Below are 26,790 nucleotides of genomic sequence, written 5' to 3' on the forward strand. Positions count from 1 at the left end.
CTCCTCTCACTTTTGTTATCTGTAAAGGGTAAAGTGTCCTATAAACTCTCGATCATCTCTAGAATTTCTAAGTTTCAAAACGTACCAGTAATCACCCATTGGTAACTCTGCATTTTTGTATTTACCATCCCAAGACTGACCTGCTCCAAAACGACCTACTTCACGACCATAACGGTCATATACAACAAATTGAAGATCCGGGTAGTTCTCTGTCTTGGTTGGTTTCCAAGTATCATTAGGACCATGACCATTTGGAGTAAAGACATTTGGAATATCAATATCTATGAAATCAAAATGCTTCGTAACAGTTAATGAACAACCGTTAGTATCAGTTACCGTAAATGTATAATCACCACTATGGTAAAAAACGTATTTATTGTTAGAACCAATATCTTCTCCATTTACAGAATAATGATACACACCTGAACCACCTGTTGTTGTTGCCACAATTTCATTTAATTTACCTAAATCTAATGTCATAGCCAAAGGATCTACTTGGTCTACTGGGAAAACTACAGTAGCATCAACACAACCATTTTTATGATGCGCCATAATATAATGATCACCAGGAGCTAAATTAAGGAAAACTTTACTAGTCTGTACTGGTAAAGCTGGTGCTATACCATCTCCATCTAATGAATAAACCACATCGGCATCATTATTACTAATATCAATAGTCATAATAACTTTATTAGCAGGCGAATTATTAACACAATCATAAGTGACATTTGCAACTGGATTCAAAATAACAGCAGCATCCAACGGCACAATTAAACCACGTGAACAAGTGTTAAAATCTTTAATGTAAACAGTATGAGTACCTCCTGATAAACCAGTAAAGTCAACTTGATTCAGAACATAAGTTCCTTTACTATTATCAAGACTAGTACTGTAAGGTCCTACTCCTCCAGAAATTACAATACTGAAAGCAGCATTTTTCTCACCATCACAAATTTCTTGTTTGATAGAAAGTGGGACAACACTTGCAACAATTTCCAGTGGCTCTTTAACTTCAATATCTTTAAGTAAAACAAAACAACCATTTTGATCTTGTACAAGTACATCATATAAACCTGGCTCTAAATTCGTAAAATTACCAGTTTCAAAAGATTGATTCAAATCAGGTGAAATTGCATAAGAAATATTACCAGTTCCACCAGAAGCAGCAATTACTATTTTACCATCATTATTACTGTAACAAGTAATAGGAGTTACAGTAAACGATGACAATAATGCTTTAGATGGCTCAGAAATAGTGATTTCTGCTGAATCATACTGACAATCTCCACTATCTACACGTACAAAATAATTGCCAGCAGGAAGAATATCAAAATAACCAGTTGTCTGAACAGGTCTAATTGCGTTTTTAGCACCATCTAATAATGTGTACTTATAATCACCTAAACCTCCAAAAGCTTCTGCATCAATAACTCCTGTTGCAGAGCCTTTACAATTAACTAATGCATTACTTAAATCTACAATAAGAGTTAAAGGTTTTAATGCGTTTATAGTAACATTGTTTGAAATAAAACTAACACAACCATTAGCATCTCTAACATAATACTGATGATCACCAACAGCAACACTAAATATAGTTGATGATGCAAATGATGCTGATATTGTTGTAAAATTCACATCTGTACTATATACATACGGACCAACGCCACCAGTTACATTCAAAGTAAGTGTAGCATCAATTTGACAAGTTACATCACTAGTCAATGATAGTGTTGCCTCAACTTTTGTTGGCTCAGCTATTATTATATTTGCTGTTGGCTGCGAAATACAACCAAGACCATCTACAACTGTTACTGAATATGTACCTGCTCTAAGTCCAGAGAAAACAGGACTCGTCTGAGCTGCAGAAGAGAAAGCCGGACTAACAGAAATATAATTTAAAATATAAGAATAATTACTTCCCTGACCACCAGTTGGAGGATTAACAATGATTTCTCCACTTGTATCTCCATTACACAATAATACATTTGCTGTAGCACTTGCTGTAACAACTATTGGTGTTGGCACGCTCAAATTTACAGTTGTTGTTTCAACACAACCATTTATATCTTTAACATTTAAAGTATAAAGTCCTGCACTTAAATCAGCAAAATAATTTTGAGTTGAATACCCCACACTTCCAGTAGAACCAATCAATTCATATTGATAGCTTCCTGGCCAACCGCCTTCTGCACTTACTGAAATTGTTCCATCATTACCAGGATCACAAGTGATTGGAGTATGAGTTTCTGAAATTTTCAATATAGATAATGGCTGTTCAATTGTAAAAGTTGTTTCAACTTCACAAGATGGAGTAGCAATCAATGTTGCCTTAATAGTATAAACTCCCGCTGGTAAATTTGGAATATTAATTTTAGCTCCCGTAGTTGTTATGAAAGGGCTTGTACCTGCTGGACCAGCAATAGTATACCTAAATGGACCTGCATTGTCAACAGGAATCAATTGATTATCAACAAAAGTTAAATCAACACTTCCTGTAGAGGTTCCATAACAAACCACATTTTTAAGATTACTAGGAACTATAACAAATGTATTTGGTTCGTTTACATAATGAACAGTCTTAATGCTACATCCTGTTACTGGATTGGTAACAGTAATTGTATAGCTTCCAACTGTTAAATTTGTGAACTGACCTGTATTATTCGTTTGCGAAGGATAAGGTAACACATTTGACGCAGTCGCTACAATAGTATAATTTAACGACGCAGGTACACCACCAATGTTTGAAACATTAACCATTATATCTTCGTTATTAAGACAAGTAATAGGATTAGTTACAGTTACTGCCGAAGGAGTAGCAAAATCAATTCCAATAAATGGTTTAATTATTGCTGTATTTGTTCCTACACATCCTTTACTGTCGTATACATTGATAATATAATTACCTCCTAATAAATCGGTTTCTGTATAAACTGGGTTGTTCCCTTTTTGAACAATAATTGGACTACCATTTTTAATCATTATAAACTCATAAGTAGGGAACACGTTAGAACCACCTGTTGGAACATTTACAGTAATTGCTGCATAATTAGTTCCGTTACCTGTAATACAACCAAACTCAGTAACGATAGGAGCTGATACAACTATTGGAAGCGGTTGAGTTACGTCAATAGTAGCTGTCGCTGTACAACCTCTACCAGAAGTTACTGTTACGCTATAACCGTTAGCTGCGGCTAATCCTGTAAATACATTAGATGCTTGAGGAATACCTCCATTCAAACTGTACATATAAACTGGATTGTCATTTGTACCAACCGCTGGTGTAGTCATAGTTGCTGTAATCGTACCATTATTACCAGCATTACAAGTAACTGGAGTCATGCTCAAAGCAAAACCAGTAACAGATGTAGCAGGTGTTAAATTAAGCACTACCGTATCTGTACAATTTGTTGTAAGATCAGTAACCACAATAGTTTGATTTCCTGAAGCTAAGCCATTGAAAACAGCCGGAGTAGTAGTCAATGTAACTGCTCCCAATTTGTAGCTATAATTTCCAGAACCACCCGTTGCAGTTGCAGTAATGATTCCATTATTAACTGTACAGCTTGGTAACGCTGTGATATCTGTTTCTAAAGCAATCGGTTTTAAAATAGTTACTGCCGTTGGAGTTGAAATACATCCATTAGCATCTTTTACAGTAACATTATACATTCCAGAAGCATTTACTGTAATGATATTACTTGTTTGGAAACTAACTCCATCTACACTATACTCTAATGCTGAACTAAATCCAGATGCTGTAACTGTAATCGTATATGTTCCTGTCGCACTCGGACATTGAGTCGGAACTGCACTTGCAATAGTTGGATTAACATCTACAAGAATCGCTTGAGGATTATTTGTTGGACAACCATTGGCGTCTATTACATACACAACCCAATTCATATCTACTCCACCATTAGTATCTACAACTAATTCTTTGCTGGCAACAAAACTAGATATTGCTGGAGGAGCATCTGACGCTCTTGCTACTGCATATTTATAAGTACCTGTACCTCCAATCGCAGTTACAGTAATTGTAGCAGTATCTTTGTTACAATTAATATTTGTAGCTACAGACGTTGAGGACAGTGCCATTGCTGGTTCGCTTACAATAAAATTAGCAACACTTGCAGTACAACCTGAAACTCCATCAATTACAGTGAAAGTATAATTACCCACACTAAGACCAGTATAACTGATAACGTCTCCATTTTGTGTAAATGTACCAGTTGCTGGTGTTATATTATATGTATAATTCCCAGCCGTAATATAATTAGAAACAGTTAAATCTACTGCACCTGTATCGTCGTTTTTACAAAGAACATCACTAATTAATTGAGCTGTAACAGCAATTTTAGATGCTTCTTTTAATTCAAAAATCTTAGTTGTATTACATCCATTCTTGTCTGTTACTTTAATCACATAAGTATTAGGAGCTAAGTTTGTAAAACTATTTCCAAGACTTGGTAAAGTTACAGAAGCTGCTGGTGAAATAATTTCATAAGTATAAGGAGCTACGCCACCTACTACTGAATTTACAGTAACTGTAGCAACCGTTCCCGGTGTAATACAATAAATTGCACTCGCAGAAATGTCCATATCTGTTGGCGGTGTATAACCTAAAACAGTAGCAGAACCATTAATGCTACAATTATTAGCATCAAGAACCACATAATTAATGGTTTGTGCTGAATTTACTGCAAAAGAAGGAGATAATTGGAAAGTTACTCCGCCATCAAAACTGTAACTGTATGGAGATGTTCCATCAAGAGCAGTAATAGTAACTACAGCATCTTTAGGCATATTAGTACTAGAACAACCTAATGGTGTTACGACAGCCGTTGCTGTTAATACAGCTGGAGCAGTAATAACAATCGCTGGAGCTGCTACCGAAGTACAGCCTTTAGAATCGGTTATTACCATGGTATAGGAACCTGCTATTAATCCTGTGTAAATTCCTGTAGCATCTCCTGTATGATTTACTACCGGACCTGTCAATGCAAAACTATATGGCGCAACTCCTGTTGCTGGAATTATCGTAATACTTCCGTTAGCACCTCCTGTACAACTCACATTAGTTTGTGTTTTTGTAAAAGTTGGTGTTGCTGGTGTGTTTACAACAACTGTATTGGTTGTTACTGAACAAGCAGCTCCGTTACTATCTGTTATTACAAAATGGTACGTACCTGCTGTTCCAACCGAAGCAGTAAAGCCTGTTCCTACAACTGCTGTTACTGATCCTGTAGCCGATCCATTCAAATACATTTGATATGAATATGGTGCTTTTCCATCTTTTATAACAACATCAATTGTTGCATTAACTGGAGCTGTACAATACAAGTCTTTTGTTAAAGTAGCGGATGCTAATAATTGCTTTTCTATAACATAAGGAACAAAAGCCTCACATCCATTATCATCTTTAATACCTAATGTATAAGTACCTGCTGCATTAAACGTAGCTATAGATGTAGCAATAGCTAAACCATTTACCGTATAAGTTTTAACCCCACCGTAAACAGTAGTTAAACCATTTAAGTTAACAGTTAAAGCTGCGCCAACAAAACACTGTGAAGCCGGAGGCAAAATCGTTGGTGGTATATTGTATACTACTGGTGTAGTAACTTTTACAGAAACACATCCATTAGCATCTTTAACATAAACATCCCATGATAAATCAGTAAGATTTGTATCTACTGAAAGTACCGGATCACTACTATATGCTGAAGCTATTGGAGCAAGTGCTCCTGCTTTTACAACTGCATAAGTATAAACACCTGTTCCTCCTGTTACACCACTTACTGTGATTTTTGAAATATCCTTAGAACAATATACTTTACTAGCACTAGTTGTGAAAGCAATAGCAACTGGTTCTGTTAACGTAACAGCATCGCTTTTAGCACAACCTGTAGTATTATCGGTAACTGTAACTGTATAAGTTCCTGCTGAAAGTCCTGTTAAAGTAATAACATCGCCAACTTTACTAATTTGGGCTGCTGGAACTAATGGTGAAGTCAACACTGTGTAATTACCTGTTGAACTAAATCCGGTTACTGTATATTTAGCAGATCCAGTAGTATTTAATCCATTAGAAGCATTACATGAAATATCACTTACCAATGCGCCTTCTATAGCAATTGGAACTACTGCTTTAACAGTGTATAATTCTTCGTAAGTACATCCATTAGCATCGGTTACCTGGAAAGTATAGTCACCAGGAATCAAGTTTGCAAAAACATTTCCTTGCTTGCCAATAATCATTGGAGAAGGTGCAATAGTTTCAAATTGTAACGTACCAACTCCATTAGTAGCTGTAAGAGTTACTGTTGCTGTTGGTGCTGGACAAGTTGGTGCTACTGTAAGTACAAATGCCAAATCTGTTGGTTTGTTCAACGGATTAACAACTATAGGTTGTGGCACTGTTGTACATCCATTAGCATCTTTTACAGAGTACATAATAGTTTGAATTGAACCATTATCATTAACGGTAAACTTATTAGACGTATCATATGTTACGCCATTATCAAAACTATAATAGTATCCAGTACCACTGCCTGTTTGCGTACCATTATGACCAACTACAGTTATAACTGTAGCAACACTACAAGTACTATTAGCAGGGAATGAAGCCGTTGCTGTTAATACAACTGGCTCTGTGATAACAATCGCTGGAGCTGCTACCGAAGTACAGCCTTTAGAATCGGTTATTACCATGGTATAGGAACCTGCTATTAATCCTGTGTAAATTCCTGTAGCATCTCCTGTATGATTTACTACCGGACCTGTCAATGCAAAACTATATGGCGCAACTCCTGTTGCTGGAATTATCGTAATACTTCCGTTAGCACCTCCTGTACAACTCACATTAGTTTGTGTTTTTGTAAAAGTTGGTGTTGCTGGTGTGTTTACAACAACTGTATTGGTTGTTACTGAACAAGCAGCTCCGTTACTATCTGTTATTACAAAATGGTACGTACCTGCTGTTCCAACCGAAGCAGTAAAGCCTGTTCCTACAACTGCTGTTACTGATCCTGTAGCCGATCCATTCAAATACATTTGATATGAATATGGTGCTTTTCCATCTTTTATAACAACATCAATTGTTGCATTAACTGGAGCTGTACAATACAAGTCTTTTGTTAAAGTAGCGGATGCTAATAATTGCTTTTCTATAACATAAGGAACAAAAGCCTCACATCCATTATCATCTTTAATACCTAATGTATAAGTACCTGCTGCATTAAACGTAGCTATAGATGTAGCAATAGCTAAACCATTTACCGTATAAGTTTTAACCCCACCGTAAACAGTAGTTAAACCATTTAAGTTAACAGTTAAAGCTGCGCCAACAAAACACTGTGAAGCCGGAGGCAAAATCGTTGGTGGTATATTGTATACTACTGGTGTAGTAACTTTTACAGAAACACATCCATTAGCATCTTTAACATAAACATCCCATGATAAATCAGTAAGATTTGTATCTACTGAAAGTACCGGATCACTACTATATGCTGAAGCTATTGGAGCAAGTGCTCCTGCTTTTACAACTGCATAAGTATAAACACCTGTTCCTCCTGTTACACCACTTACTGTGATTTTTGAAATATCCTTAGAACAATATACTTTACTAGCACTAGTTGTGAAAGCAATAGCAACTGGTTCTGTTAACGTAACAGCATCGCTTTTAGCACAACCTGTAGTATTATCGGTAACTGTAACTGTATAAGTTCCTGCTGAAAGTCCTGTTAAAGTAATAACATCGCCAACTTTACTAATTTGGGCTGCTGGAACTAATGGTGAAGTCAACACTGTGTAATTACCTGTTGAACTAAATCCGGTTACTGTATATTTAGCAGATCCAGTAGTATTTAATCCATTAGAAGCATTACATGAAATATCACTTACCAATGCGCCTTCTATAGCAATTGGAACTACTGCTTTAACAGTGTATAATTCTTCGTAAGTACATCCATTAGCATCGGTTACCTGGAAAGTATAGTCACCAGGAATCAAGTTTGCAAAAACATTTCCTTGCTTGCCAATAATCATTGGAGAAGGTGCAATAGTTTCAAATTGTAACGTACCAACTCCATTAGTAGCTGTAAGAGTTACTGTTGCTGTTGGTGCTGGACAAGTTGGTGCTACTGTAAGTACAAATGCCAAATCTGTTGGTTTGTTCAACGGATTAACAACTATAGGTTGTGGCACTGTTGTACATCCATTAGCATCTTTTACAGAGTACATAATAGTTTGAATTGAACCATTATCATTAACGGTAAACTTATTAGACGTATCATATGTTACGCCATTATCAAAACTATAATAGTATCCAGTACCACTGCCTGTTTGCGTACCATTATGACCAACTACAGTTATAACTGTAGCAACACTACAAGTACTATTAGCAGGGAATGAAGCCGTTGCTGTTAATACAACTGGCTCTGTGATAACAATCGCTGGAGCTGCTACCGAAGTACAGCCTTTAGAATCGGTTATTACCATGGTATAGGAACCTGCTATTAATCCTGTGTAAATTCCTGTAGCATCTCCTGTATGATTTACTACCGGACCTGTCAATGCAAAACTATATGGCGCAACTCCTGTTGCTGGAATTATCGTAATACTTCCGTTAGCACCTCCTGTACAACTCACATTAGTTTGTGTTTTTGTAAAAGTTGGTGTTGCTGGTGTGTTTACAACAACTGTATTGGTTGTTACTGAACAAGCAGCTCCGTTACTATCTGTTATTACAAAATGGTACGTACCTGCTGTTCCAACCGAAGCAGTAAAGCCTGTTCCTACAACTGCTGTTACTGATCCTGTAGCCGATCCATTCAAATACATTTGATATGAATATGGTGCTTTTCCATCTTTTATAACAACATCAATTGTTGCATTAACTGGAGCTGTACAATACAAGTCTTTTGTTAAAGTAGCGGATGCTAATAATTGCTTTTCTATAACATAAGGAACAAAAGCCTCACATCCATTATCATCTTTAATACCTAATGTATAAGTACCTGCTGCATTAAACGTAGCTATAGATGTAGCAATAGCTAAACCATTTACCGTATAAGTTTTAACCCCACCGTAAACAGTAGTTAAACCATTTAAGTTAACAGTTAAAGCTGCGCCAACAAAACACTGTGAAGCCGGAGGCAAAATCGTTGGTGGTATATTGTATACTACTGGTGTAGTAACTTTTACAGAAACACATCCATTAGCATCTTTAACATAAACATCCCATGATAAATCAGTAAGATTTGTATCTACTGAAAGTACCGGATCACTACTATATGCTGAAGCTATTGGAGCAAGTGCTCCTGCTTTTACAACTGCATAAGTATAAACACCTGTTCCTCCTGTTACACCACTTACTGTGATTTTTGAAATATCCTTAGAACAATATACTTTACTAGCACTAGTTGTGAAAGCAATAGCAACTGGTTCTGTTAACGTAACAGCATCGCTTTTAGCACAACCTGTAGTATTATCGGTAACTGTAACTGTATAAGTTCCTGCTGAAAGTCCTGTTAAAGTAATAACATCGCCAACTTTACTAATTTGGGCTGCTGGAACTAATGGTGAAGTCAACACTGTGTAATTACCTGTTGAACTAAATCCAGTTACTGTATATTTAGCAGATCCAGTAGTATTTAATCCATTAGAAGCATTACATGAAATATCACTTACCAATGCGCCTTCTATAGCAATTGGAACTACTGCTTTAACAGTGTATAATTCTTCGTAAGTACATCCATTAGCATCGGTTACCTGGAAAGTATAGTCACCAGGAATCAAGTTTGCAAAAACATTTCCTTGCTTGCCAATAATCATTGGAGAAGGTGCAATAGTTTCAAATTGTAACGTACCAACTCCATTAGTAGCTGTAAGAGTTACTGTTGCTGTTGGTGCTGGACAAGTTGGTGCTACTGTAAGTACAAATGCCAAATCTGTTGGTTTGTTCAACGGATTAACAACTATAGGTTGTGGCACTGTTGTACATCCATTAGCATCTTTTACAGAGTACATAATAGTTTGAATTGAACCATTATCATTAACGGTAAACTTATTAGACGTATCATATGTTACGCCATTATCAAAACTATAATAGTATCCAGTACCACTGCCTGTTTGCGTACCATTATGACCAACTACAGTTATAACTGTAGCAACACTACAAGTACTATTAGCAGGGAATGAAGCCGTTGCTGTTAATACAACTGGCTCTGTGATAACAATCGCTGGAGCTGCTACCGAAGTACAGCCTTTAGAATCGGTTATTACCATGGTATAGGAACCTGCTATTAATCCTGTGTAAATTCCTGTAGCATCTCCTGTATGATTTACTACCGGACCTGTCAATGCAAAACTATATGGCGCAACTCCTGTTGCTGGAATTATCGTAATACTTCCGTTAGCACCTCCTGTACAACTCACATTAGTTTGTGTTTTTGTAAAAGTTGGTGTTGCTGGTGTGTTTACAACAACTGTATTGGTTGTTACTGAACAAGCTGCTCCGTTACTATCTGTTATGATAAAATGGTACGTACCTGCTGTTCCAACCGAAGCAGTAAAGCCTGTTCCTACAACTGCTGTTACTGATCCTGTAGCCGATCCATTCAAATACATTTGATATGAATATGGTGCTTTTCCATCTTTTATAACAACATCAATTGTTGCATTAACTGGAGCTGTACAATACAAGTCTTTTGTTAAAGTAGCGGATGCTAATAATTGCTTTTCTATAACATAAGGAACAAAAGCCTCACATCCATTATCATCTTTAATACCTAATGTATAAGTACCTGCTGCATTAAACGTAGCTATAGATGTAGCAATAGCTAAACCATTTACCGTATATGTTTTAACCCCACCGTAAACAGTAGTTAAACCATTTAAGTTAACAGTTAAAGCTGCTCCAACAAAACACTGTGAAGCTGGAGGCAAGATCGTTGGTGGTATATTGTATACTACTGGTGTAGTAACTTTTACAGAAACACATCCATTAGCATCTTTAACATAAACATCCCATGATAAATCAGTAAGATTTGTATCTACTGAAAGTACCGGATCACTACTATATGCTGAAGCTATTGGAGCAAGTGCTCCTGCTTTTACAACTGCATAAGTATAAACACCTGTTCCTCCTGTTACACCACTTACTGTGATTTTTGAAATATCCTTAGAACAGTATACTTTACTAGCACTAGTTGTCAAAGCAATAGCAACCGGTTCTGTTAACGTAACAGCATCGCTTTTAGTACAACCTGTAGTATTATCGGTAACTGTAACTGTATAAGTTCCTGCTGAAAGTCCTGTTAAAGTAATAACATCGCCAACTTTACTAATTTGGGCTGCTGGAACTAATGGTGAAGTCAACACTGTGTAATTACCTGTTGAACTAAATCCGGTTACTGTATATTTAGCAGATCCAGTAGTATTTAATCCATTGGCAACATTACATGAAATGTCACTTACCAATGCTCCCTCTATAGCAATTGGAACTACTGCTTTAACAGTGTATAATTCTTCGTAAGTACATCCATTAGAATCGGTTACTTGGAATATGTAATCGCCAGCTAATAATCCTGCAAAAGATCCTGTTGGACTAGAAGTACCCGAAGTAATATTTTGGAATGTAAACGGAGCTATTCCATTTATAACATTACTAATAGTTACTGTACTGGTAGTTTTAGCAGCTGGTGAACACCAAATTGGAGTACCTACAATATCCATCTGAGTAGGCGCCTTTAATACTGGAATATTAACACCGTTAGTTAAAGTAAAAATACATCCATTAGCATCTTTTACTTTCACATCAAATGTTATTCCTACATAAGATTTATACGTATTAGTAGTAGAATAATTTAATCCATTATCAAAACTATATTGATAAGGGCTTGTACCAGTTCCAGGAGTAGCTGTAACTGTAACTGTAGCTTGTTGAGCAACATTTCCTGCACCACAAGTTAATGGAGTCGTTATAACTGAAGTTGCAGCTAATGGTGTTGGAGTACCAACAACTACATTAGGTTTTGAAGTTGAACAACCTCTACCAGAGTTCACTTTCACCGTATAACTTCCTGTAGGTAATCCAGTAAACACATTTGAAGATTGAGCCAAACGTGTTGTAGGTCCAGCTATAATTTCGTAAGTATAATTAGGATTATCATTACCTGCACTTAAGGTAACTGTAATAATACCATTCGAATCACCATTACAAGCTACCGGTGCTGTTACTGTTGTAAAAGTTACTGGTGTTGGAGCACTTAGAGTCACCGATGCTGTAGTTGTACAATTCGTTGGTGTAGCAGAATCTTTCATTGTAACAGTATACGTTCCTGCTGGCAATCCAGAAATAACGTTTCCTGCAATAGTTCCTGCAACTGGACTAATAGTATAACTATAAGGACCTGCACCTCCTGTACCCGACATAGTAATTATACCATCATTATTGGCACAAGTTGGCAATGTAGTAATTGCTGGTGTAGCTACTAATGGTTTATCAATAGTAATTGACTTCGTATCTGTACAACCATTAACATCTTTAATAATAATAGTATGAGGACCAGAATTTAATCCTGTAACAATATATGATAAACCTGCTATACTTGTAAAAGTACTGTTGTCAACACTAATTGTATAAGCACCAGTTCCTGCAGTTGTTTGAGTAACATTGATGCTGAAAGTTCCTTCAGCAACACATTTGTTAACAACACTTAAAGCAATAACTGGACTAGGGTCTTTTGTTAAATTAACTACTGCACTTGGTTGAATACATCCATTAGCATCTTTTACATGCACATAATAAGTTCCTGCTGCTTTAGTGAATGTACTTGTGCTATTCCAAGCTGGATTAGTTGCAAGTGGTGCAGTTGCAGAATTTGTAATCATATACAAATAAGCAGCTGTACCGTCTTTGGCTAATGCAGTTATAATTCCTAAATTATTACAGTTTTCATTTTTAACAACAGAAGCTGAAATAGATAGAGCAACAGACGATTCTTTTATTTCAAAAATAGCTGAAGCAGATTTACATCCATTAAATGATCCTGTTCCATTTTCAATAAATTTAATATAATACTGTCCTGGAAATAAACTTCCTGGACTTGGAAGTGTAACAGTATAAGGTGGTAAACCTGTCACAGATAAATTCGCAACAGCACCAACCGCAACGTTAGAAAAAGAATTAAATATTTGATAATCTACACTAGTTGTCGTAGCATCTAACCCACTAAGAGTAAAAGTAACACTTCCATCATGAGCACCTTTACAAGTAACATTATGAGGAGTAACTACAGAAGTCAAAGTAGACGCTGGCAGAATTGGCTGATTGGCAGCTTTTACATAATAACATTGAGTTGTTTTATCATGTACAACAAATGTATAAGTCACTCCAGGAACAAGATTAGTGAAAGTCGCTGTACTTCCACCAACTACATCTGGTGCAATCCAAGTAGTTGTATAAGGAGAAGTATTAAATTCTAAAATACCAAATTCATAATTACCACTACCTACTGCTGATATTACTTTAACATTAGCTGTACCACCTGTTGTACAATTAGATGTTAAAGTAGTAACGTCAATAGTTAAATCAGTAGGTGGTGAAGCAATCGTAATTTGTTTTGAAAAACTACAACCATTAGCATCAATAGCATTAATTGTATAAATTCCATAATTAATAATCGAAAAAGTATGATTTTCACGACCTGTACTAATTGCCGTATAAGGATTACCAACAATTACATCACCAAAATTATTAGTTATAAAATATCTAAATGGTGTTGCAGCTGAAGCCGTACCTCCTAAAACATTTGACACAGTAATAGAACCCAAACTTGACCCAGTAGCCGCATTACATGTAATATCAACTTTAGTTAAATCAAAAGTAATAGTGTTTGGCTGATTAATGGTAATTCCGGCAGGTACAGTATTAATACAGCCTTTGCTATCTTTTACAGTAATAGTATAAGAACCAGCTATAAGACCTGTAAATATATTAGAAGATTGATATGTAATACCATCTTTACTATATGTAAATGGTCCCACACCTTTTGTTGCATCTATATCAACTCTAATTATCCCTGCATTATCTCCATTACATTTAATAAATTGTGTTTGAACAACAGCAGTAATTACTGGATTAACTATAGGATTAACAGTGATAATGTTAGTTTCTTTAGTACAAGCATTCGCATCTGTAATTTCGAACTGGTACGTTCCTGCAACTGTTGGGTTATAGCTAAATGTGTTACCAACAACTGCAGTTGCTAACCCATAAGTTCCGCCGTTATATTTAGTTTTAAAACTAAAATTAGCTTTCCCTCCAGTAATAGTAATATCAATTTTAGCATCCGTTGGAGCTGAACAAGTTAATTCTTTAACTAAAATAGCATTTGCCGTTAATGCATCATTAACAGTAACGGAAGTAGTATTCGTACAACCATTAGCATCTTTTACAGTAATTGTGTAAGTACCTGCAGCAACAGTAAAAGTATCAGCCGGACTTGGCGCAACACCAGTATTAATAGTGTATGTATATGGTGCAACTCCCGAAGCACCTGTTGCTTTAATTGTAAATGTACTTCCTGAAGCTGAACATTGATTCATTACAGCAGCAGTTACCGTTGGAACCAAATCCTTAGCAACAGTAACATCTAATTTAAAAGTACACCCTTGATTATCTTTTACCCATACATCCCAATTTGGACTAGTCGTTGGGTTTAAGTCTCCAACATTAGTAGTATTTAAATAATCTGCCGCAACTGGTGCTACTCCGTCAAGCTTATAAGCGTACGTATAAGGAGATGTTCCTCCTGATGGAGTAACCGTAACTTTTGAAGTTGCAACAAAACAATTAGCATTTACTTTCGTAAATGTTGCTGTTAATCCCGCAGCTGGTTGATTAATTATTATTGTTGCATTTGCCTTACATTGTGTAGCTGTATCGGTAACTTCAACTGTATAAGTTCCAGTAGCTACATTTGACAACGTCAAAATATTATTAGATTTTGTTAATGTTCCAGCTCCTAATGTTCCAACAGTTAATACAAAAGTATAATTCCCAACTATTGCATTTCCTGATACAGTGTAGGTCCCAGATCCAGTATTATTTCCAAAACAAGCAACATCTGTCAATTTAGCTGGCGAAATAGCAATTGGAGTAACGTCATTAATAGGATATGATTCTGTATAAGAACAACCATTAGCATCAGTAACTTTAAAGAAATAAGTTCCTGCAGTTAATGTTGCAAATGAATTTGACGTTTGTTTACCTCTTATTATTGGTGATGGAGCGATTGTTTCATATTGTAAAGTTCCAGCTCCTCCTGTATGCCCTAAAGTAACAGTAATGGAAGTTGTTGCACATGTTATAGGCCCTGATGGAGTAAAAGTCAAATCCGTTGGAGGATTTAATTTATTAACAGTAACCGTATTAGAAACCGTTGTACAACCATTTGCATCTTTTACTTGATATGAAATAACCTGATTTGTTCCATTGTCATTTACAACATAAAAATTATCAGTTATAAAAGCACCACCTTTAAAACTATACGTGTAAGTTCCTGTTCCTCCTGTTGCAGTAACCGTTACAGTAGTCGATGTACTACATGTCGTTGTAGCTGGCGCTACAGCTGTAGCTGATAATGCAATTGTCGGTTCGGCTATAGTAACCGATTTAGTTCCTGTACAACCCAAAGCATCTGTAATTACTACTGTATAAGTTCCAACTGTTAATCCAGTAGGATTACTAGTGGTATAATTAGTAAAAGGTGCAGTGGTTTTGGTTGTGCTATAAGTATATCCTGGTTTACCTGAAGTTGGTGTAATTGAAATACTTCCTGTAGCATCGCCTTTACATTTTACATCTACTTGTGTAGTGCTTAATGTTAAAGCTGTAGCTTTTGTAATTACTGGTACATCTGTTGAAAATGCAGTACAAGTTGGTGTTGCTGCATCGGTAACTCTAAATTTATAAGTACCAGCTATAGCCGTTACATAAGGACTTGTTGTGGTTGTATAACTACCACTATTAAATGAAACTGCATACGTATAAGCACCTGTTCCTCCTGTTGCTGATAAATTAATAGTCGTATTTGCTGTACAGGTAACATCTACTGCTGGTGTTGCTGTTAATGTTAATTGATTTGCAACAACATATGGTGTAGATGCCACACAGCCAAAACCATCTTTTAAATATAAAGTATAATTCCCAGGTGTTAAACTAAAAGTTGATCCACTAACGTAAGTAGTCCCATTTGTACTATACGTTAAAGCTCCTGTACCTGATCCTGTAATAGTAACTGAAATGGCAGTCCCCGTATAACATTGAGAGGCTGGTGTATTAATCGTTGGTACATTCTCCGAAAGGATAGTAATAGTTTTCTTTACAAAACAGTCATTAGTATCTTTTACATAAACATCAATACTACTAGTTAAAACTGCTGTATCAACTGTTGTTGTTGTATCATAAGCGGTACTCGGAACTGTTGAAGGACTTGCAGCATATGCATACGTATAACTTGGAGATCCTCCGCTTACACCTGTAAAGGTCAAAGTAGATACTGTTGTCTTACAATTGATTTTCGTAGCATTAACTGTATAATTAATTGCTGTTGCTGCACTAACTATTACTGAAGCAGTATTAGAAGTACAACCTGTTGTAACATCTTTAACTACTAAAGAATACGTATTAGCTCCTAATCCAGTAACTTTTACTACATCTCCAGTTTTTGTAATTGTTCCAGTATTAGGACTTAAAGTATAGGTGAAATTCCCTGAACTACTTGCTCCTGTTACTGTAAAAGTTGCTGTGCCATCTAATGCTCCAAAACATTTTTCATCCGTTTTTACTCCTGAAACTGCTATCGTAGCTGCTGGGTCAATTGTTTTTGTAGCCTGTTTTGAACAACCATAAACATCAGTAACTTGGAATGTGTAATCACCAGGTAACAATCCTGTAAATGTTCCACTTGATGCTCCAGTTGTATTTATTGTAGGACCAGAAACAATACTATAAACTAATGGTGCAACTCCTGCAACTGATGTCAAAGTGATACTAGTGGTAGTAGCAAGACATGTGATTTTTGCTGGTACTGACAAATTAATTCCTGTTGGAGGATTTAATTTCTTAACCGTAATATTTTGAGAAAGTGTGATACAACCATTTGCATCTTTAACTTGATATGAAATAACCTGATCAGTTCCATTGTCATTTACAACATAAAAATTATCAGTTATAAAAGCACCACCTTTAAAACTATACGTGTAAGTTCCTGTTCCTCCTGTTGCAGTAACCGTTACAGTAGTCGATGTACTACATGTCGTTGTAGCTGGCGCTACAGCTGTAGCTGATAATGCAATTGTCGGTTCGGCTATAGTAACCGATTTAGTTCCTGTACAACCCAAAGCATCTGTAATTACTACTGTATAAGTTCCAACTGTTAATCCAGTAGGATTACTAGTGGTATAATTAGTAAAAGGTGCAGTGGTTTTGGTTGTGCTATAAGTATATCCTGGTTTACCTGAAGTTGGTGTAATTGAAATACTTCCTGTAGCATCGCCTTTACATTTTACATCTACTTGTGTAGTGCTTAATGTTAAAGCTGTAGCTTTTGTAATTACTGGTACATCTGTTGAAAATGCAGTACAAGTTGGTGTTGCTGCATCGGTAACTCTAAATTTATAAGTACCAGCTATAGCCGTTACATAAGGACTTGTTGTGGTTGTATAACTACCACTATTAAATGAAACTGCATACGTATAAGCACCTGTTCCTCCTGTTGCTGATAAATTAATAGTCGTATTTGCTGTACAGGTAACATCTACTGCTGGTGTTGCTGTTAATGTTAATTGATTTGCAACAACATATGGTGTAGATGCCACACAGCCAAAACCATCTTTTAAATATAAAGTATAATTCCCAGGTGTTAAACTAAAAGTTGATCCACTAACGTAAGTAGTCCCATTTGTACTATACGTTAAAGCTCCTGTACCTGATCCTGTAATAGTAACTGAAATGGCAGTCCCCGTATAACATTGAGAGGCTGGTGTATTAATCGTTGGTACATTCTCCGAAAGGATAGTAATAGTTTTCTTTACAAAACAGTCATTAGTATCTTTTACATAAACATCAATACTACTAGTTAAAACTGCTGTATCAACTGTTGTTGTTGTATCATAAGCGGTACTCGGAACTGTTGAAGGACTTGCAGCATATGCATACGTATAACTTGGAGATCCTCCGCTTACACCTGTAAAGGTCAAAGTAGATACTGTTGTCTTACAATTGATTTTCGTAGCATTAACTGTATAATTAATTGCTGTTGCTGCACTAACTATTACTGAAGCAGTATTAGAAGTACAACCTGTTGTAACATCTTTAACTACTAAAGAATACGTATTAGCTCCTAATCCAGTAACTTTTACTACATCTCCAGTTTTTGTAATTGTTCCAGTATTAGGACTTAAAGTATAGGTGAAATTCCCTGAACTACTTGCTCCTGTTACTGTAAAAGTTGCTGTGCCATCTAATGCTCCAAAACATTTTTCATCCGTTTTTACTCCTGAAACTGCTATCGTAGCTGCTGGGTCAATTGTTTTTGTAGCCTGTTTTGAACAACCATAAACATCAGTAACTTGGAATGTGTAATCACCAGGTAACAATCCTGTAAATGTTCCACTTGATGCTCCAGTTGTATTTATTGTAGGACCAGAAACAATACTATAAACTAATGGTGCAACTCCTGCAACTGATGTCAAAGTGATACTAGTGGTAGTAGCAAGACATGTGATTTTTGCTGGTACTGACAAATTAATTCCTGTTGGAGGATTTAATTTCTTAACCGTAATATTTTGAGAAAGTGTGATACAACCATTTGCATCTTTAACTTGATATGAAATAACCTGATCAGTTCCATTGTCATTTACAACATAAAAATTATCAGTTATAAAAGCACCACCTTTAAAACTATACGTGTAAGTTCCTGTTCCTCCTGTTGCAGTAACCGTTACAGTAGTCGATGTACTACATGTCGTTGTAGCTGGCGCTACAGCTGTAGCTGATAATGCAATTGTCGGTTCGGCTATAGTAACCGATTTAGTTCCTGTACAACCCAAAGCATCTGTAATTACTACTGTATAAGTTCCAACTGTTAATCCAGTAGGATTACTAGTGGTATAATTAGTAAAAGGTGCAGTGGTTTTGGTTGTGCTATAAGTATATCCTGGTTTACCTGAAGTTGGTGTAATTGAAATACTTCCTGTAGCATCGCCTTTACATTTTACATCTACTTGTGTAGTGCTTAATGTTAAAGCTGTAGCTTTTGTAATTACTGGTACATCTGTTGAAAATGCAGTACAAGTTGGTGTTGCTGCATCGGTAACTCTAAATTTATAAGTACCAGCTATAGCCGTTACATAAGGACTTGTTGTGGTTGTATAACTACCACTATTAAATGAAACTGCATACGTATAAGCACCTGTTCCTCCTGTTGCTGATAAATTAATAGTCGTATTTGCTGTACAGGTAACATCTACTGCTGGTGTTGCTGTTAATGTTAATTGATTTGCAACAACATATGGTGTAGATGCCACACAGCCAAAACCATCTTTTAAATATAAAGTATAATTCCCAGGTGTTAAACTAAAAGTTGATCCACTAACGTAAGTAGTCCCATTTGTACTATACGTTAAAGCTCCTGTACCTGATCCTGTAATAGTAACTGAAATGGCAGTCCCCGTATAACATTGAGAGGCTGGTGTATTAATCGTTGGTACATTCTCCGAAAGGATAGTAATAGTTTTCTTTACAAAACAGTCATTAGTATCTTTTACATAAACATCAATACTACTAGTTAAAACTGCTGTATCAACTGTTGTTGTTGTATCATAAGCGGTACTCGGAACTGTTGAAGGACTTGCAGCATATGCATACGTATAACTTGGAGATCCTCCGCTTACACCTGTAAAGGTCAAAGTAGATACTGTTGTCTTACAATTGATTTTCGTAGCATTAACTGTATAATTAATTGCTGTTGCTGCACTAACTATTACTGAAGCAGTATTAGAAGTACAACCTGTTGTAACATCTTTAACTACTAAAGAATACGTATTAGCTCCTAATCCAGTAACTTTTACTACATCTCCAGTTTTTGTAATTGTTCCAGTATTAGGACTTAAAGTATAGGTGAAATTCCCTGAACTACTTGCTCCTGTTACTGTAAAAGTTGCTGTGCCATCTAATGCTCCAAAACATTTTTCATCCGTTTTTACTCCTGAAACTGCTATCGTAGCTGCTGGGTCAATTGTTTTTGTAGCCTGTTTTGAACAACCATAAACATCAGTAACTTGGAATGTGTAATCACCAGGTAACAATCCTGTAAATGTTCCACTTGATGCTCCAGTTGTATTTATTGTAGGACCAGAAACAATACTATAAACTAATGGTGCAACTCCTGCAACTGATGTCAAAGTGATACTAGTGGTAGTAGCAAGACATGTGATTTTTGCTGGTACTGACAAATTAATTCCTGTTGGAGGATTTAATTTCTTAACCGTAATATTTTGAGAAAGTGTGATACAACCATTTGCATCTTTAACTTGATATGAAATAACCTGATCAGTTCCATTGTCATTTACAACATAAAAATTATCAGTTATAAAAGCACCACCTTTAAAACTATACGTGTAAGTTCCTGTTCCTCCTGTTGCAGTAACCGTTACAGTAGTCGATGTACTACATGTCGTTGTAGCTGGCGCTACAGCTGTAGCTGATAATGCAATTGTCGGTTCGGCTATAGTAACCGATTTAGTTCCTGTACAACCCAAAGCATCTGTAATTACTACTGTATAAGTTCCAACTGTTAATCCAGTAGGATTACTAGTGGTATAATTAGTAAAAGGTGCAGTGGTTTTGGTTGTGCTATAAGTATATCCTGGTTTACCTGAAGTTGGTGTAATTGAAATACTTCCTGTAGCATCGCCTTTACATTTTACATCTACTTGTGTAGTGCTTAATGTTAAAGCTGTAGCTTTTGTAATTACTGGTACATCTGTTGAAAATGCAGTACAAGTTGGTGTTGCTGCATCGGTAACTCTAAATTTATAAGTACCAGCTATAGCCGTTACATAAGGACTTGTTGTGGTTGTATAACTACCACTATTAAATGAAACTGCATACGTATAAGCACCTGTTCCTCCTGTTGCTGATAAATTAATAGTCGTATTTGCTGTACAGGTAACATCTACTGCTGGTGTTGCTGTTAATGTTAATTGATTTGCAACAACATATGGTGTAGATGCCACACAGCCAAAACCATCTTTTAAATATAAAGTATAATTCCCAGGTGTTAAACTAAAAGTTGATCCACTAACGTAAGTAGTCCCATTTGTACTATACGTTAAAGCTCCTGTACCTGATCCTGTAATAGTAACTGAAATGGCAGTCCCCGTATAACATTGAGAGGCTGGTGTATTAATCGTTGGTACATTCTCAAAAAGGATAGTAATAGTTTTTTTTGCAATACAATCATTAGCATCTTTTATATACACATCCCAAGTTAAATCAACTCCTGAATTAGTATCTACAGTCTGAACAGTACTAGAATTGTATGCCGATGTAGGAACAGTTGACGGACTTTTGGCATAAGCATACAAATAATTAGGAGTTCCATTTGCCCCTACAATTGTAATTAGTGAATTATCATCTTTACAATTTATTTTCGTTGGAGTAGCACTTGTAACCGATAATGCAGCACTAGGCTGTGTAAGTGTTATTACATAAGTCACAGAGCAAGTTGTTTTTCTGTCAGTAGCTGTTATGGTGTAAACTCCTGCTGGTTGTGCTGTAGGCACATTAATAGTAGTAATAGTCTCACTAACATTATTAGCACTTTGAATAACTGTATTAGCTGCATTCTTAATCACATAATCATAACCTCTGTCTTTTACACCATTCACTGTAAATTGAATTGTTCCTTTATCACCAAAACATTTAATCGGTGTTACTATAGAACCACCAGCTACTATATCTGGTACATCACTTACATGATAATCTCGGTCAAAACTACATCCATTTTTATCGGTCGCTCTGAAGATGTAGTCACCAGGCTTAAGGTTTTTAAATTCACCATCTGAAACAACTGCTGAGCTAAAGCCAAAAGGACCAGAAATAATTTGGTAACGAATAGGTGATAATCCACCTATTGCTTGAAATTTAACATGAGCTTCATATGCTGGACACTCTAAACCTGTTTCAAAAAATACATCAATACCAGTAATAAGTACTTTTGGGCTAATCACTACAGATAAAGGTCCAAATTGACAACCATTTTTATCTTTAATATAAGCAGTTACTGTACCTGACGTTCCTGTAGAGTAAGTACTAGTTCCAGTAAAATTAGTGTTTCCATTAAAACTATATTCATAAGGTCCTGTTCCTCCTGCTGGATTAAAAACCGTAACCACAGCATTTATTGTTCCTGTTCCACTACAACCTAACTCTGTAGCTTTAATTTCGCCAGTAACAACACTTGGATTTACTATGATAACGTCGCTAACCGCAGATTCGCAACCTTTACTATCAATAACTTTAATATTATAAGTTCCAGCAGCTAAATTAATAAACTGATTAGTAGTTTGAGTTGTATAAGTTACTGCTGAACTTAATTTAATTGCATAAGTATATGTGGTAGTAAAACCATTACTTGCGGTAACAGTAATAGTACCATCATTTTTATTATTACAAGTGATATCTGTTTTATTTGTACTTAATGTAGGTGTTGTTTTTGCTGAAACAGTAATAGGATTACTTGTAGCCTTACATCCTTTACTATCAGTAACAGTAAAAACATAACTTCCAGCAAGTGTAGCTGTATAAGGGAAAGAAGCTACTGCAGTGGCTGCTAATCCGTTACGAGATACAGTATATGTGTATGGACCTCCATTTCCTCCTGCTATTGTAGTAGATATAGAAGCATTTACTAAACATGTTAAATCTTGATCTAACTTTGCTGTTAAAGTTAATTCTTGCGCTATAATAATGTTATCAATAGTTGCTGTACAATTTTTACTGTCAGTAACTAAAATGGTGTGAGTCCCTGGTGCAACATCAGAAAAAGGATTACTACCTGATTGTCCATCTAAACTATACGTAAATGGACTTGTACCTCCTGTCACTTTTACTACTAGTTTAGCTTTATCTACTGTATCATAACATAAATCTGAAGTAGCATCCAAAGTGGCTGTTAGTGCTGGTGGAGCAACAATATTTACTGGAGCACCAACAGGACTAACACATGAATTAGCATCCCTTGCAAATACTGTATAATTTCCAGTACTAACATTTGTAAATTGATCACTATTTTGAAATACTCGAACTACTGCACCTCCAGTAGTATTTCTTAATTCATACCAATAACCAGAGAGTGAACCACCTGCACCTATGGCAGTAATAGTTGCTCCTGTAGAACAAGTTGGAGCAGTTGCTGAAGCTGTAACACTAACAACTGCTGGCATTTTAATCTCCTGAGCAAATGAAAAAGTACAACTACCAACAGAATTGTCGTAGCGGACTTTTATTTTATTATAAATACCACTCGCTAAATTTTGTATTGTAACACTGCCATTTGTTGAAGCTGGAACTGGTTTTACCGTTATCCAGGTTGTACCATCTAATGTATATTGAAACCCTTTAGCTGAATCGAAATTTTTGGCAGATAATGTAATTTCTCCATTACTTTGCCCATTACATTGTACATCTTTGTATCCTGTTATACCAGCAGAGAATGCTTTACTACCATCAACAATTAAAGGGAAACTAACTATTGAATTACAAGATTTTGGTATTTGACGTACCCAAATGTCATCAATCAAAACATCATTTCCATTGAATTCATTATTATAGGATCTAACTACAAAACTTAAATTAGTATACGCTCCTGGATCAAGGGATAATTCTTTATATTCCCATTTGTCACTTTTAGGAACTACCCATGGAGAAGCTACAGGAGTAGTTGCTACAATTGTTTCTGTACCACCAACACCATTCAAATTATTTACTAATTGAATTGTTAATTTTGGATCATCATAAGTTGGCTTAGTACTTTTAATTAAATTCTCTGCCCATAATGAAATTATTACGGGTTGGTTAGCAATAACATCTTTGATCGGTTTACTATACAAAATACCTCCAATACCAGCTGTACCCCCAACATTTACACATAAAAATCTTCCTAATGGATCGTCTGGCAATGTATGATCATTAGCAACTAACCAAGAGCCAAAAGTTGTTCTAATTGCACTGGCAACAGCATACTCTCCATCATTAATCCATTCATCAGTATTACAGGTATATCCTGGTAAATTATGAGTGGTTGCTTCATCCTCAAAACAATATGCAGGGTTAATACCTGGTGTAGTAGTAAATCCTCCTTTTCCAAAATCTTCTTGTAATAAGTTACTATAGGTAGAAACACTTAATACATTATAATTTACCGTTACAGTATGATCTCCTTGAGTAACATTCTTGAAAATATTAGAAGGAGTACTAGTATTAAGAACTCCATCCATATAATAATCATAACTAAACTTAGGATCTCCACTTCCACTATTAGTAACGGTTACGGTACTCGTTGCCGATCCGTCACAATTAAAAACTGGATTATCGATAGTAATTGTTGGAGCATCAGGTTTCTTATCTATAGTGATACCAGTCATAGCATACATACATCCAGCCAAATCTTTTATATAAACTGTATATGGTCCACCATAATTCATATAAGCCTCGTTGGAAGTGACCCAAGTAGCTTTATTATCAAAACTATATCTGTAAAGATTAGGTGCTGCATAAGGTGTACCTCCTTGAGGATTTACAATTCTAACCTTTCCATAAAGTTCTTTACCTACAGGGCCACAACCAGACAATTCTGCTACCCCTGCAGAAGCAGTTAAAGCAGTAGAAGCACCAATTGTAATTGAAATAGCAGGATCTGAACAATTGTTACCACTATTGACTCCTGATTTTTTATATCTTACAACTAGGCTATAAATCCCAGGAAGAAGATTACTATAAACATTACTACTTTGAGAAGATGCTCCATTAAGTTTATAACTCATTGTATAACCATTGGCATTGGAAACAAGTATTTCAATTTTTCCTAATGCACCGTTACAATCTCCATCAACTTTATTAATAGTATAAATTGGTTTATCGACAACTGGAACAGTTACAATTGTACTACTTGCAGAACAACCGTTTACATCATCTACACGAATATCATAACTTCCAGATTTATCAACAATAATAACTTTTGTAGGATTTTCTACGAATCCAGTACCATTAATATTTACAAAATATTTATAAGGTCCTGTTCCACCAGCTGGAGTAACCGTAATTTGACCTGTAGCACAAGTCGATAAACCTGTCGTTATGCTAGCAGTAGCTGTTAATGCACTAGGAGCGTTAGCAACAACTATATTTGTTTGTGTATCAACAATAGTACAAGAAGGAGTTTCTATAGAAGTTACTATACTATAAGTTCCCGAACTTAAATTTAGAAAAGTATAATCCAAATTACCAGTAGGCCCTAAAGAACCACCTGATACATTCGAACTATTAAAAATTTCATATTTGTATTGTTGCCCTACATCATTTGTAATTACTTGAACACTTCCTTTGGATCCGTCACACTTTGGTGATGTAATTGACGTTGTAACTTTAAAATCTAAACTTTTTATTTCTAGGTTTATGACTTTAAATTCACAAGAACCAACAACATCTTTTACTCTAATAAATGCAGTATAAATCCCAGGTGTTGCTGTAGTAAACACATTACTATCTTGCCATGTAACTGGAGTTGTTCCTGTAGTAAAGCTATATTCGTAACCAGTACCAAATCCTCCTACAGTAATTTTACCGTCAATCTGACAAGTCCCTCCTGCATATTTAACAATATTGCTTTTGGTAACAGCTGTAGGAACTAAAGTATTTTGGTATACGTTAAAATAAAAATATATTGAAGTTCCGTCACTTGCTTTTATTCTAATTCTAAATTGCCCTGCAGTATTTGCCAAATAATCTTTTCCGGTTGCAATTTGACTCCAACAGGCAGCTGCCGCTAATGATGAATTAGGACAATCACTATTAGCCACGGTGACACAACTCCCACCTGAGATAAATCTTTCCCAAGTAACAGTAACTAGTGGATCTACTATTCCTGACTCAATAAGTCGAGAATCATTTCCTCCACATAAAAACATTTTAGATAATTGTTCCCCAGTAGCAGTACATGTTGAAATTTGCCCAGCATAAGGCAATTGTGCGTATTTTAATAATGGATTCTGAATTGCAGCTGTAACAGTCGCTTTATCATTAGCCTCAGATACTTTACTTTTTAAAGAATCACCTATTAATAATAAGTTTTCCCTTAATTCAATGCTTTTAAAATTGATTCTGCGTATATCAGATTTACCGATATTAGAAAAACTAGATAGAGTAATTATTAAAAAGAAAAAGAATGCAAAAGCAGTAGTTTTGCTTTGCATTGCTAAAATAGTCTTTTTTTGAAAAAGGGGTTTTTTCAAATTTTGTATTTCATTCACAATAGAAATACTAAGAAATAACATTGTTTGAAATAAATTTTCAAACATAGATAATAGCCAATGACCAAGTTTAGAAAAAGTAGGTTTTCTCATGTGTTCATATATTTATTTCTATTCGGTACAATTATCCAATGAGGCTCTGAATAAATTATACCGAATAGAATATTTTAATTAAATGCTGTTTTTTTT

General features: G+C 35.7%; 1 protein-coding gene. It reads right to left on the reverse strand.

The features are described from left to right. Window positions 1-15 precede the first annotated feature (15 nt). Window positions 16-26,694, reverse strand: a complete 26,679-nt coding sequence (locus CLU82_RS08750) for a T9SS type B sorting domain-containing protein (RefSeq protein ID WP_100842733.1) — start codon at window positions 26,692-26,694, stop codon at window positions 16-18. Between the last annotated feature and the right edge of the window lie 96 nt (window positions 26,695-26,790).

The organism is Flavobacterium sp. 5 (assembly GCF_002813295.1).
Classification (GTDB): Bacteria; Bacteroidota; Bacteroidia; order Flavobacteriales; family Flavobacteriaceae; genus Flavobacterium.